The 12,627-nt window shown below is 31.6% G+C and carries 11 protein-coding genes; 5 read left to right on the plus strand and 6 right to left on the minus strand.

What is annotated here, in order from left to right; all coding sequences use genetic code 11:
• Positions 1-939: a transglutaminase N-terminal domain-containing protein gene (locus H0I32_RS01370; protein ID WP_179312967.1), complete on the plus strand. Its 939-nt coding sequence runs from the start codon at positions 1-3 to the stop codon at positions 937-939.
• An 8-nt stretch (positions 940-947) separates the two neighbouring features.
• Here H0I32_RS01370 and H0I32_RS01375 read toward each other — a convergent pair whose 3' ends face one another.
• The 4 genes from H0I32_RS01375 to H0I32_RS01390 form a co-directional block, all read right to left on the minus strand.
• Complete coding sequence (locus H0I32_RS01375) at positions 948-2,000, minus strand: putative zinc-binding metallopeptidase (RefSeq protein ID WP_179312966.1); 1,053 nt, start codon at positions 1,998-2,000, stop codon at positions 948-950.
• Between the two features lie 70 nt (positions 2,001-2,070).
• Positions 2,071-3,027, minus strand: coding sequence for an alpha-E domain-containing protein (locus H0I32_RS01380; RefSeq protein ID WP_179312965.1), 957 nt, complete (start codon positions 3,025-3,027; stop codon positions 2,071-2,073).
• A gap of 9 nt (positions 3,028-3,036) precedes the next feature.
• The gene (locus tag H0I32_RS01385) at positions 3,037-4,473 is read right to left on the minus strand and encodes a circularly permuted type 2 ATP-grasp protein (protein ID WP_173589233.1); all 1,437 of its coding nucleotides are present in this window, start codon (positions 4,471-4,473) and stop codon (positions 3,037-3,039) included.
• A 410-nt stretch (positions 4,474-4,883) separates the two neighbouring features.
• Positions 4,884-5,978 carry an alkene reductase gene (locus H0I32_RS01390; protein WP_179312964.1) on the minus strand — a complete coding sequence of 365 codons (1,095 nt, stop codon included), beginning with the start codon at positions 5,976-5,978 and terminating at the stop codon, positions 4,884-4,886.
• Positions 5,979-6,552: 574 nt separating this feature from the next.
• Between H0I32_RS01390 and H0I32_RS01395 the strand changes: the two genes are divergently transcribed.
• The 3 genes from H0I32_RS01395 (at position 6,553) to H0I32_RS01405 (ending at position 9,908) form a co-directional block, all read left to right on the plus strand.
• Positions 6,553-8,706 (plus strand): FUSC family membrane protein, encoded by a 2,154-nt coding sequence (locus H0I32_RS01395; protein WP_173589231.1) that lies wholly within the window; start codon positions 6,553-6,555, stop codon positions 8,704-8,706.
• A gap of 104 nt (positions 8,707-8,810) precedes the next feature.
• Positions 8,811-9,098, plus strand: a complete 288-nt coding sequence (locus tag H0I32_RS01400) for a hypothetical protein (protein ID WP_173589230.1) — start codon at positions 8,811-8,813, stop codon at positions 9,096-9,098.
• 288 nt (positions 9,099-9,386) lie between these two features.
• Positions 9,387-9,908 carry a 5' nucleotidase, NT5C type gene (locus H0I32_RS01405; RefSeq protein ID WP_179312963.1) on the plus strand — a complete coding sequence of 174 codons (522 nt, stop codon included), beginning with the start codon at positions 9,387-9,389 and terminating at the stop codon, positions 9,906-9,908.
• Positions 9,909-10,016: 108 nt separating this feature from the next.
• Here the strand turns inward: H0I32_RS01405 and H0I32_RS01410 are convergent, their stop codons facing one another.
• Positions 10,017-10,403 carry a hypothetical protein gene (locus H0I32_RS01410; protein WP_179312962.1) on the minus strand — a complete coding sequence of 129 codons (387 nt, stop codon included), beginning with the start codon at positions 10,401-10,403 and terminating at the stop codon, positions 10,017-10,019.
• Between the two features lie 480 nt (positions 10,404-10,883).
• Here H0I32_RS01410 and H0I32_RS01415 point away from each other — a divergent pair, with 480 nt between their 5' ends.
• Positions 10,884-12,221, plus strand: a complete 1,338-nt coding sequence (locus H0I32_RS01415; protein ID WP_179312961.1) for an exonuclease domain-containing protein — start codon at positions 10,884-10,886, stop codon at positions 12,219-12,221.
• 34 nt (positions 12,222-12,255) lie between these two features.
• Here H0I32_RS01415 and H0I32_RS01420 read toward each other — a convergent pair whose 3' ends face one another.
• Entirely contained in the window at positions 12,256-12,420 is a 165-nt protein-coding gene (locus H0I32_RS01420; RefSeq protein ID WP_173589226.1) for an adenylosuccinate synthetase, read from the minus strand.
• Positions 12,421-12,627 lie beyond the last annotated feature (207 nt).

Genomic DNA, 12,627 nt, shown 5'->3' on the forward strand with positions numbered 1-12,627 from the left:
ATGATCTTTGACCTTTGGCATAAAACTAAATATTCTTACGAAAACGGAGCTTCCTTTTGTCACAATATCACGACGATTAAACCGAAGAGTTTTCCTGGACAAACACTTTTAGAATATAGCTTAGAAATTACACCTACACCAACAGATATTTCAGAACGTTTAGATTACTTCGGAAATTCTGTGACGCGATTCTCTATTCAACAACACCATAAAGAATTGATTGTTATTGCGCGTAGTAAAGTAGATCGAAACTATGAGGCTCAAGTTAATGAAGCAGAATTTGCAAAAGGAAAAAAAGTTACTATAGCAGAAACAAAAGTACATTTAAAAACTACGGATTCTGAAATTATTGATGTCCGCCAATTTGTAATGCCATCACCTTTAATCTCTAACAATAGTGAAGAAATTAGAGCCTATGCTGCTGTATCTTTTAAACCTGAGCGCTCTTTTTATGAAGCCACTTACGAATTGATGCAACGCATATATACTGATTTTGATTTTGTTCCTGGCTTCACAAATATTGCAACACCTTTAAAAGAAGTGATGGTAGCAAAGAAAGGGGTTTGTCAAGATTTTGCACAAATTGCAATTGCTTGTGTACGTTCTATGGGGTTACCTGCCAAATATGTTAGTGGTTATATTGAAACAATCCCCCCAGAAGGAAAGGAAAAATTAATAGGAACCGATGCATCACATGCTTGGTTTTCTGTTTATATACCAACATATGGCTGGGTAGATTTTGACCCTACAAATAATCAAATTCCAAAAAACCAACACATTGTTGTGGCTCATGGACGAGATTATTACGATGTACCACCTTTAAAAGGTGTAATTTATAGTATGGGTAAAAACACGATGGAAGTTTCTGTAGATTTAAGACCTGCTAAATCTCAAGATATTGAAAGAATGATACAAAGTCAATCACAATCTCAGCAATAGTATTTAACTTAATTCCGTTTTACTAATAACAGCTTATGGATAAACCTTAGTTTTTCTATAATAGCAGGTGAAATTACAAAAGGATAAACATCTGGTATGCCCATCGCTCTATTAATACTATTTACGGCTAATGATAAAGGCACACACTTTTGTACAATTTCATCAAAATTAGTTTTTGTGTAAGGATCAAATGAAACTTTCGTTTTTAAAGCTTTGGTTTTAAACTTAGGTTTTACATGAAGTCGAAAGAAATAAGCCGTTTCAACCATATCCATAATATGTAAATAATGCGCCCAAGTTTCTGCCCAATCTTCCCAAGGATGAGCTGTGGCATAAGCACTAATATATGATTTTCGCCAATCTTTAGGCGGACCTGATTTATAATAAGTTTGTAATGCTTCAGAATAATTTAGAGTTTCATTCCCAAAAATAGTTCTAAATTCAGATAATATTTCCGGTTTATTTCTTACTAGACGTTCCCAATAATAATGCCCTACTTCATGTCGTAAATGCCCTACTAATGTTCTATAGGGTTCAATCATATCTTTTCTAGCTTGTTCTCTTAAAACAGAATTACCTTCTCTTATTAAAATAGTAATAACACCATTGGCATGCCCTGTCATTAATTTAGGGTCGTCTTGCTTTTTTACAAAATCGAAACAAAAACCATCAGGATCTCTTAGTTTACTAATGATCGGTAAACCTATTTTTTGAAGTTGATATATTAAACGATGTTTAGCAATTTCAAGATGTTGCCAATTTTCAAAATTATCTAATTCTGGATTCGATAAATTGGGAATGGTTCTATTTAATTGACAGGCTTTGCAGTAATCTTCAGGACTATTTTTTTCTATAACCCAATTACAAACGTGATAAGAATGATTTTTACAATATTTATATGCAACATGTTCTCGGTCCGATATAAGCGCTTCTGTATCAGGTTTAAAAGTGAGCATCATTCTATCCTCTGCTCTAAAACCTGTTAAATGCCCACAGTTATCACAAGTGTAATTCTCAAAAAACACCGAATAATTACAATTTCCACATTGAAATATCTTCATATTTAATTCCTGTATAAACTGTTTTGTTTTAACTTATACTGTAACAAGCAAATGTAATTGATTTTTCAATTTAATTAACATGGGGTTCTATAGAAAAGAAAGCTTCATAAATTGCTGTAGAAATATCATTTAGTTTCCCTTGAATGTTATCTAAATACTCATGTAAACCCTCTGCTATAATATCGTTAATATCTGTAAATTCTAACTGAGCTTTTAAAGCTCCTAATTGCCTTTGTGCATTATTACAGTAACCAAAAGAACTACCACATAGTCTAACAATAGATTGTTCTGCTCGTATTAAACAATTAAGTATAGATCTTGGAAAATCAGTATCTAATATTAAGAATTCCGCAATACTCGTTGAAGATAATTTTCCGTATTTTTTTCGGTACATATCATAAGCACTTACTGATTTTAATAGTGCCGTCCATTGTATTAAATCTAATGAAGACCCCACTTGGTTTGCAGAACCTAAAAGTAGATGGTATTTAACATCTAGAACTCGAGATGTTTTGTCTGCACGTTCTATAAGTTGACCAAGTTTAGCAAAATTCCAACCTTCATTTCTAGAGATTGTAGCATCATAAATTCCATATAATAATTGGCAACCATTTTTTATATCACTAAAAAAATGACGCACTTCAGAATCATTTAAACGCTTTTTTTCTGAAGCTCTTTTTACCAAATAATACAATGCATTAATTTGCTCCCAAACCTCTTTTGTGATTTCAGGTCGTATAGCACGTGCGTTTTCTCTTGCATTGATAATACAATTACAAATAGAATTTGGGTTCTCTGACTCAAAAGCCATAAAATTTATGACTTTATTTTTTTCTGCCTTTTCATGCAGCGATTCATATAAAGGCCAATCTCCTGTAATAACCACAAGAGGTTTCCATTGTTGCTCCTCGTTGGGAGATAATTCTAGCGATAAATTAAAATTAACATCCATAAAACGCGCATAATTTTCAGCACGTTCAAGATACCTATTCATCCAATATATAGTGTTTGCAACTCTACCTAACATAATTTTATTTTAACTGTTTAATACCCAAGTATCTTTACTTCCTCCGCCTTGAGAAGAGTTTACAACTATAGATCCTTTCTTTAATGCCACTCGCGTTAATGCGCCCGGAATAATCTTAATATCGTCACCAAATAAGGCATAGGGTCTTAAATCTACATGACGTCCTTCAATAGTATCATCTGTTAGCGTTGGTACACGAGATAAATTAATCATAGGCTGTGCTATATAATTACGTGGTTTTTGCTTAATCTTTGTTATAAATTCTTGTTGCTCTGCTTTCGTTGATTTTGGCCCAATGAGCATCCCATAACCTCCTGAAGCATCCGTTTGTTTGACGACTAAATTATGGATATTTTCAATCACATATTTTCGGTCACTTTCTTCATCACAGATATATGTTTTTACATTTGGTAAGATCATATCTTCACCCAAATAGTATTTTATAATTCTTGGAATATAGGCATAAACAGCTTTGTCATCAACCACTCCTGTTCCTGGCGCGTTAACTAAAACAACATTCCCTTTTAAATAAGCTCTAAATAAACCAGGGGTTCCTAATAGTGAGTTTTTATTGAAGACTTCTGGATCTATAAAATCATCATCCACACGACGATAAATAACATCTACACGTTGTAAGCCATGCGTTGTTATCATATAAACAATATCATTTTTCACAATTAAATCGCGACCCTCTACTAACTCTGCTCCCATTTGCTGCGCTAAGTAAGAGTGTTCAAAATAAGCCGAATTGTAAGTTCCTGGTGTTAAAACAACAACAGTTGGGTTATCTACTTCTGAAAGAGATTCTAAAGTGTCTCTTAAAATATGTGTGTAATTATAAACTGGTTTCACATCTAATTTCTCAAATAATTCAGGAAATGTACGCTTCAAAATTTCTCTATTTTCTAACATATAAGAAACTCCTGAAGGACACCTCAAATTATCTTCAAGCACATAATATTGACCATCTCCTCCTTTAATTAAATCGGAACCTGTAATATGACACCAAACATCTTTTGGAGGCTTAAAACCTTCTAATTCTTTTAAATATGAAACACTTGAAAAAATCATCTCTTTAGGAATAATCTTATCTTTTAAGACATTCTGATCATTATAAATATCTTGAATAAACATATTTAATGCACGGATACGCTGCTGCAAACCTTTTTCTAAATGATTCCATTCTTTATTATTAATAATACGTGGAATAATATCTAAATGCAGAATCCGTTCTATACCCTGATTGTCATTATAAACATTAAAAGTCATACCCAAAGAAAGCTGTGATCGATCTGTAGCATGTTGCAGTTGTTTTAATTTTCTTAGACTCATTTTTTCAAGCCGTTCTAAAAACAGTTTGTAATTAGGTCTAACAATATTATTTTCATCAAACATTTCGTCATAGAACCCATTAGAATCGTAAGCGGAGAAATCTAGTTTTGGCATAAGTGTTTCAAATACAAATTTTAAACGCGTTTTTAGATATTTATATTAAGCTAAAAAGCTCAATTAACACTTAAAGGCGAATTGAGTTAATAAAATATAATGATAAGGTAATACTAGTCATTGCATTCCAACAAAGTACAAAAAATATCATATAGATACTAATACAGTAACACACTTTACGATTCCAATAATTTAACAGTAAAAATAATATTGAAATAAAAATTTAACATTATTATAATTAATAATACCTAAAGAACACTAAAGAGTAAATCTTAACGTATGCTACGCTAATAAAGAAATATAGAGGATTTAAATCGCTGTAAAATGAAGTTTTTTTATATTTTAATCAAAAAAATAGCATCACTCAACATAAGTTAAGCGATGCTATTTCTATTGTAATATAAATTCTTTTATTTAGAAGCAAACGGGTAATCGGTATAGCCTTTTTCTCCTGTAGTGTAAAAGGTATCCTTATCCCAATCTGTCAACGGCAAATTGTTTTCAAAGCGTTCTACCAAATCCGGATTAGAAATATAAACTTTACCATAAGCCACTAAATCGGCATCACCATCTGCAATCACTTTATTTCCTTTTTCCTGATCAAAATCACCATTAATCATTAATGTTCCATTATATAACGGACGGAAGTGCTTAGCAATTTCAGTAACCGCAAACGGTACATCTGTAACATCTGTAAAGGGTTCTGATAAATGGACATAAGCCAAATTATAGTCGTTTAGTTTCTTAATAATATATTCAAACGTCGGAATGGTGTCTTCATCTACCGTAATTCCAAATATACCATGAGCCGACGGATTAAAACGGGCGGCAATCTTTTCTTCAGGAATCACTTCTTTTATAGCATCTAAAACTTCAAAAAAGAAACGTGCATTATTTTCTATACTTCCCCCATAATCATCCGTTCTGTGATTGGAACAATTATTAAAAAATTGTTGAAATAAATAGCCATTTGAAGAATGAATCTCTACCCCATCAAATCCAGCTTCAATAGCATTAACTGCTGCCTTTTGAAAATCTTTAACCGTACGTTTTATATCTTCAATAGTCATTTCTTTCGGCGTCACCGTTTCTTTAAAACCCGAAGGCGTAAACGATTGTGCTTTAGGGTTAATAGCTGAAGCAGAAACCGGTAATTCGCCGTCATGAAAATCCGGATGCGAAATACGCCCCACATGCCATAACTGAATAAAAATCTTACCGCCTTTATCGTGAACACGACTGGTTACGGTTTTCCATCCTTCAATTTGAGCTTTAGAGTGTATTCCTGGTGTATTTATATAACCAACGGCTTCCTTTGAAACTTGTGAGCCTTCCGTTATAATTAAACCTGCAGACGCACGTTGTTCATAATACAACCCCTGCAAATCATCTGTTGCAACTTTACCTTTATTATCTGCACGACTCCGCGTCATTGGTGCCATAACAACACGATTATTTAATGATATATTTTTATGATAAGGTGTTAAAAGAATTTCTGTTTTCATTGTCTTTTTTTTTAATTAGAAGTATTAAAGTTACGAATTTCAATCACCAATACCTTTAAACGTTAAATCAATTAATACAGATTTAACGTTTAAAAACCATAGAACAACCTATCAGAAATTTCTCAGTAAAAAAGAACAACCTAAGAACAAAAAACGAAGTATTAGCCTAGAAAACAATTACCCATTCCTCAATATTACCTTTTAACAATTGGATTAAGAATCTTTAGTACTCTCATTCATATTTTTCTGATAATCAGCTTCAAAAACCTCTTTAATTCGTCTTTTTTTTACTTTAAATTTTCAATTTCAGCCTTAGAACAGTTCAGTTCTTTTACTTGCGCTAACTTTTCGTTTAATTCTTTTTTAAGAGCTTTGATGTGCTTCAAATTGTTCAGATTGCTCTTCTTTTAGCTTTTACTTCAATTTAACCTCAATCTCACATAAAGCAAAGACTAATTAGCAATCGTAAATATCAAATTTAAACGAATAATAAACTCTCATTTTCACTATACTAATTAATCACTATTCCTTAATTTTACAGTCAATTATAACGTATATTACGCCTCTATTTTAAATGAAGCAATTAACTTCTTATTTAAAACAAAACCCTTGGTTTTCTTCATTTAGAACTGCATTTTTAAGCAACCCTAATAGAATTTTATCTGTTAAAGCGACTTTTGTAATTGGTCCTCTTATCATTATTATGGTCAGTTTAGGCTTACCTTTTTATGCCGTAACTTTAGGCTTAGGAGCTTTAGCTGGTGCACTTTCTGAAACAGACGATCACCCTAACGGGCGTTTAAAATCTATGGCTTTAAAAGTACTTAGCTTTGCAATCGCTAGTTTTTCGGTAGAACTGTTACAACCTTATCCTATTATCTTAGGGATAGGACTGGCTTTATCAACTATCTTATTTATTTTAATTGGTGGCATTAGTGAACGGTTTAGAGGGGTTACTTTTGGTGGTTTATTAATAGGAATCTATACGATGATAGGAACTCAGATTAGTCCTAACTGGTACATTCAACCTATTTTACTTATCTCAGGTGCTTTTATTTACGGAACATTTTCATATATATTATTACGTATTAAACCCTATAGTTTATTAGAAGAACAACTTGCTAGAGGGTTTTCTGCTCTTTCATTATATCTCAACGAAAAATCAAAACTATTCCCTGTTACTAAAGAAAGAGAAAAAGAAATTAGAACAAAATTAGCAGTATTAAATGTACAAACGGTTGAAGCTTTAGACCGCTGTAAAGAAGTGCTAAATAGTTATAGTGAATCATTAAATGATCAAACCCCACTAAAGCCTTACTTGTACTATTTTATGGTATTGCAAAGCTTACACGAACGTGCTACATCTAGCCACGAACGTTATGATTTATTAAGTACAAACCCTTCTAATAGAGATTTAATTGGAGGTATACGCCAATTATTAAAAGAGTTGTCTACCGCAACTCAAAGATTCGGAATAAGTTTACTTACTGGCATTCCTTATAAACACCCAACAGTTGTTGACTGGTTAATGAACGCTGTTTCTAACTCCGTTAAAAACGATAACTTAAACCCATCTGTTCCTATAAAATTATTGATTATAAATTTAACGCAGTCACACAATCTTTTAAAAAATATTAAAGAAAATTACAATGTCATTTTATTACCTAAATTAGAAAAAGAAACACATAGTTATTATGAACGGTTTAAGCTTCAACTAAATATAAACCATCCTAAAATGCGCTATGCATTAAAGTTAAGTTTAGCTTTTTTAGTTTCTTACGCAACTTACAAATATTTTAAAATTGAAAAAGGAGAATGGATTGTACTCACCGTTTTATTAGTCCTTCAACCAAGCTATAGTGAAACCAGAAAGTTTTTATTTCAGCGAATCTTAGGAACTTTAGCTGGTGTACTCAGTGGTATTATAATCATTAAACTATTTACATTTTACGGGCAAATTGCTTTAATGATAGCTTCAGCTTATCTATTCTTCTTTTGGTTAAAACGAAAATACTCAATCAGTGTTATTTATGTTACCTTCTTTGTTATGTGTGCTTTCAATATCATAGCTAATAAAGGCATTGATGTTATGGGACCACGCTTAATAGACACTGTAATAGGGGCTTTTATTTCGTTTTTAATCGTCCGGTTTTTATGGCCTAATTGGCAATACAAAAAATTACCTCATCTTTTAAGTGAAGCTGTTCTTAAAAATTCTGCTTATTTAAAAGCCATTTTAAATGAATACGAAAAACCTTTAGTAGACGATTTAGAGTATAGAATAGCAAGAAGGGAAGCACACAGAGCCGATAATGCTTTGGTTAAAGCATGGCAAAATATGCAATTAGACCCTAAAAAGCATCAAAAACTTAAAGCAACAGCTTTTAGATTAACCTACCTTAACCATGCACTACTTTCTTATCTATCAGCTCTTGGTGCACATAGAGACCAAAACAAGAAACAACCTTTAAACATATTATCTTTTGAAAATCATATCTTAAAAACCTTAGAAGAATCTTTTAATTGGTTAACAATTGTAGATAACAGCCAAATAAATCATATTGAAAATAATTTAGAAGAATTACGACAATTATTACATTCTAAGAAAGAAGAAGAAGCCGTACGTATAGAATATAGCCTATTGTTTAACATTACAGAGGTTACGCAACGGATCTTAAAACAAGCACAGCTATTCAAACTCGCCGAAGGAGAAAACACTAATAAATGATTTTAAATTTCTTAGACTTTGAAAAGCATTAAAATTTTGAGGGATTAAGTCAAGCGTCTCACTACCTAATTATTAATTTTGAATGAACCTCAAAATAAAGTAACATGAAAAGTGAAGACCAGAAAACAACATACAATTCAGAAATCACCAAAGAAGACAAAAAAATTTTAGGTGATCAATCAGGAAATTTAAGGCAAGATAACGGGGATGATGAGATCCTTAAAAAACGCAAAAATAAACCAGACTTTGCTGCAAATGATTTAGATATTCCTGGTGGTAGAAATGCTAGACCTTTAACTAACGACAGGCATGCTGATGAAGAAAACCGTCACCACAGCTTAGGAAGCGAACATAATGAAAATTTAGAGCAAGATATAGATCAGGCTAAATAACCTGTCTTATTTTTTATAAAAAAATAATATTAGATCAAGTACCCTATCTTGCTTATCAAGACCTGGGTATTAACAAAATTAAGTTCTATCATTACAGTTTTAAAAGAAGGCTTCAGTCAGTCAATCGTTATTCAAATGTCTGACTTTTTTTTGTCAAGATATGCACCGAGAATGCTATAAAAATGGAGTCATACCTTAATTCAACAAGAAACATTAAATAAATATTAAAATGCCTTCCTTATTTGCCTTTTCCTTACATTATCCTGACCTTAGTAAAAAACAAACCCAATGACAATATTTGTAGATATGGACGATGTACTTGCCGACACCTACGGCAAACACATTGAAATGTACAATTTAGAACACAAAAAAGAATTATCTATCTCTAAAATTACAGAAGGTGAAATGTGGCAAAATGTACCAGAAATACACCAAAAAAGTATTTTAAAACAAGCCTACCAACCTGGTTTCTTCAGAGATTTAAAACCTATAAAAGATGCCATACAAATCATGGAAGCTTTGTATGCAAAACACGAAGTTTATATTGCTACGGCTGCAACGCAATTTCCTAATTCTTTACAAGAAAAAAGTGAATGGTTAGAAGAATATATGCCTTTTATTACTTGGGAACACCAAATAATGTGTGGGCATAAATTTATTTTAAAAGGAGATCTATTAATAGACGACAGAACCTATAACTTAGAGAAGTTTGATGGAGATACATTACTGTTTAATTCACCACATAACGTACATGACAAAGGTTTTACAAGAGTTTCTAATTGGTTAGAAATTGCAGAGCGTTTATTGTAAACTTTATAAAAAAATACATTTAAACATAAAAATAGCCCTAGTAAACACTAGGACTATAATGTAAAATGCTCCTACTTTTATTTTTTCTGCTACAATATTTTATATTAATCACACTTGTAACTTCAGAACCGGAATGGCAGCTAGAAGTTTAAGCTTTTGAGGAGTCATAAAGCTAATTTTAGGATTTTTTAGTCTCATAAACATAGCTTCTAAAGAAAATGTAAGCTTATCAAGAGCTATCAATATAGCCAATACAATATTTTCAGCTTTACAGCTTACAGGCAATGGTTGTATACCATTTTTAACTTCTGTATCTAACAAACATTGCATAGCATTAGACGCTGTTCTTTTTTCATTCTCATCAGATAAATGAACTTTTAATTCTACAATATCCGATTCATAAACTTCTAAACTACTAGATATTAAAGATCTTAAATAAGACTGATCTTTCTCATTTATCGTTATCTTTTTATTGATATTAAATTGAATTCTCATGGTCGTATTTTTTTAATTATTAAAATTTAAAAATTTTATTCTTTTGTAATATTTTTAATAATTAATAAGTCATTTAAATAATGATATGCCTGCATTTTTTTTTACGCGTTTTTTTGTTTTAGGTTTCATTTGAGGAATTTTAGGTTATAATTCAGTTAATTCTACCTTACTAATAACCAATCACTTATAAGTTAACCTATTACTTACATAATATCTAATAAATAAGGTTAAGTCTTTGTTAAAGGTCTATAATAACCATATCATGGCTACTTTTAGTAAAACTTCAAGATAATCTCACTTAGATTTTAAAGTTTTAGAATAAACTACAAACACTATCAATAACTATCATATAGCAATATCAACTATACCGCTATCAAATTTCAAAACCCTAGTAAAAACAATTATCTTGCAATGCATAAGAGTGCCCTCAAAAAAATCTGTTAAAAAACGAGAGACACATTAAAAAACAAGCCTTAAAGCATGATCTACACTATTATTGATGTTGAAACCACAGGAAAAAGCAACCGTCTTACCGAAATTTCAATTTTTAAATTCGATGGTGATACCGTTATAGATGAATTTACATCATTAATTAACCCCATTACTTTTATCCCTGCTCATATTGTGGCACTTACAGGCATTGATAATAATTTGGTAGCTGATGCACCACTTTTTGAAGATATTGCGCAACAAATTTTAGACATTACCGAAGACACCGTTTTTGTAGCTCATAATGTAAATTTCGATTATAACGCCATTAGTGGTGAATTTAAGAAATTGGGCATAGAGTTTAACAGAAAGAAATTGTGTACCGTAAGATTATCTAGACGCTTATTACCAGGACATCGTTCGTACAGTTTAGGGAAACTATGCAAAGATTTAAACATAGATTTAGTAGGGAGACACCGTGCCAGAGGGGATGCAGAGGCTACAGTAAAATTGTTTCAACTTATGTTAGAGCAACCTGAAGCGGATGCCGTTTTTAAAGAATTTTTAAATAAGAATTCTAGAGAAGCTACCTTACCGCCTAATCTTCCTAAAGAAACTTTTGAAGCCTTACCAACTACAGCGGGCATTTATTATTTCAAAAATAAAAAAGGCAAAGTCATTTACGTCGGTAAAGCTATTAATATTAAAAAAAGAGTTCTAAGTCATTTCTATAGCAAAACAAAAAAAGCTCAAGATATGGTTAGAGAAACCGGTGATATCGATTTTGAAACTTCAGGAAGCGAACTTATAGCACTCCTTATGGAAGATGCTGCTATAAAACACCATTTTCCAATTCATAATAAAGTAGCTAAACGGGCACCACAAGCCTTCTCTATTGTATCTTACCAAGATCGAAAAGGTATTATACATTTAGCCAGTAATAAAGGGAATCTTGTTCCTAATCCTATCGTTACGTTTTATAGCCTTAGAGAGGTTAGAGCCTTTTTAGAAAAGCTGTGTGCAAAGTATAATTTATGTCCTAAATATTGTCATTTACAAGAAGATGTTTCAGAATGCTCACACTACAACCTTACCGAATGTAAAGGTATTTGTAAAGACGAAGAACCTGTAGAAACCTATAATAATAGAGTTCTCGAAGCGATCTATGAGGTCTCTAATCAAAAAACCGATATAATTCTAAAAGAAAAAGGAAGAACCGAATACGAAGAAGCCTTCATTATGATTAAAGAAGGTGAATATCTTGGCTATGGTTTTATTGAAAAAGAAGTACAAATCAATCATGTTGAAGAGCTAGAGGACTTTTTAATACCCCAGAAAAACAATAGAGACATTCAAAAAATCTTAAGACCATATATTGTAACCATATAAAGCCTTTTAAAATCATATGTAATTACAATACACTTTACAAATCGTCTTTCTTCTTTTTCTTCAAAATAAAAAACACTGCAATAATAACTATAGGCATAACGATGTAAACAATAACATCAAAAGGATTTGAGACATCTATAGGCGTATTACTTCCTGGTTTAGGTGTTCCTGTTGGGGTTTGTAATAATAAAAACGACATACTGTTTAACATAGTTCTGTACTTTAGAGGTTCATTCTTAAAATACAAAACAATAACTAGGTTAATCTTAAAATTAACTTAAACCTAAATTCACAACCACAAACAGTTTCAAATACAAAGAATATATAATCATATCCAAATATATTCAATCACCTTTTTTACCTATTTTAATAACTATTAAAAATCAGAGCTCTCCCGGGTATGCGT

The sequence above is a fragment of the Winogradskyella sp. HaHa_3_26 genome (assembly GCF_019278425.1).
GTDB classification, from domain to species: domain Bacteria; phylum Bacteroidota; class Bacteroidia; order Flavobacteriales; family Flavobacteriaceae; genus Winogradskyella; species Winogradskyella undariae.

Excerpts from the sequence above, each read along its gene's own strand:
- H0I32_RS01370 (WP_179312967.1), top strand. The coding sequence starts at position 1 with ATGATCTTTGACCTTTGGCATAAAACTAAATATTCTTACGAAAACGGA.
- H0I32_RS01375 (WP_179312966.1), bottom strand. The coding sequence starts at position 2,000 with ATGAAGATATTTCAATGTGGAAATTGTAATTATTCGGTGTTTTTTGAG.
- H0I32_RS01380 (WP_179312965.1), bottom strand. The coding sequence starts at position 3,027 with ATGTTAGGTAGAGTTGCAAACACTATATATTGGATGAATAGGTATCTT.
- H0I32_RS01385 (WP_173589233.1), bottom strand. The coding sequence starts at position 4,473 with ATGCCAAAACTAGATTTCTCCGCTTACGATTCTAATGGGTTCTATGAC.
- H0I32_RS01390 (WP_179312964.1), bottom strand. The coding sequence starts at position 5,978 with ATGAAAACAGAAATTCTTTTAACACCTTATCATAAAAATATATCATTA.
- H0I32_RS01395 (WP_173589231.1), top strand. The coding sequence starts at position 6,553 with ATGAAGCAATTAACTTCTTATTTAAAACAAAACCCTTGGTTTTCTTCA.
- H0I32_RS01400 (WP_173589230.1), top strand. The coding sequence starts at position 8,811 with ATGAAAAGTGAAGACCAGAAAACAACATACAATTCAGAAATCACCAAA.
- H0I32_RS01405 (WP_179312963.1), top strand. The coding sequence starts at position 9,387 with ATGACAATATTTGTAGATATGGACGATGTACTTGCCGACACCTACGGC.
- H0I32_RS01410 (WP_179312962.1), bottom strand. The coding sequence starts at position 10,403 with ATGAGAATTCAATTTAATATCAATAAAAAGATAACGATAAATGAGAAA.
- H0I32_RS01415 (WP_179312961.1), top strand. The coding sequence starts at position 10,884 with ATGATCTACACTATTATTGATGTTGAAACCACAGGAAAAAGCAACCGT.
- H0I32_RS01420 (WP_173589226.1), bottom strand. The coding sequence starts at position 12,420 with ATGTCGTTTTTATTATTACAAACCCCAACAGGAACACCTAAACCAGGA.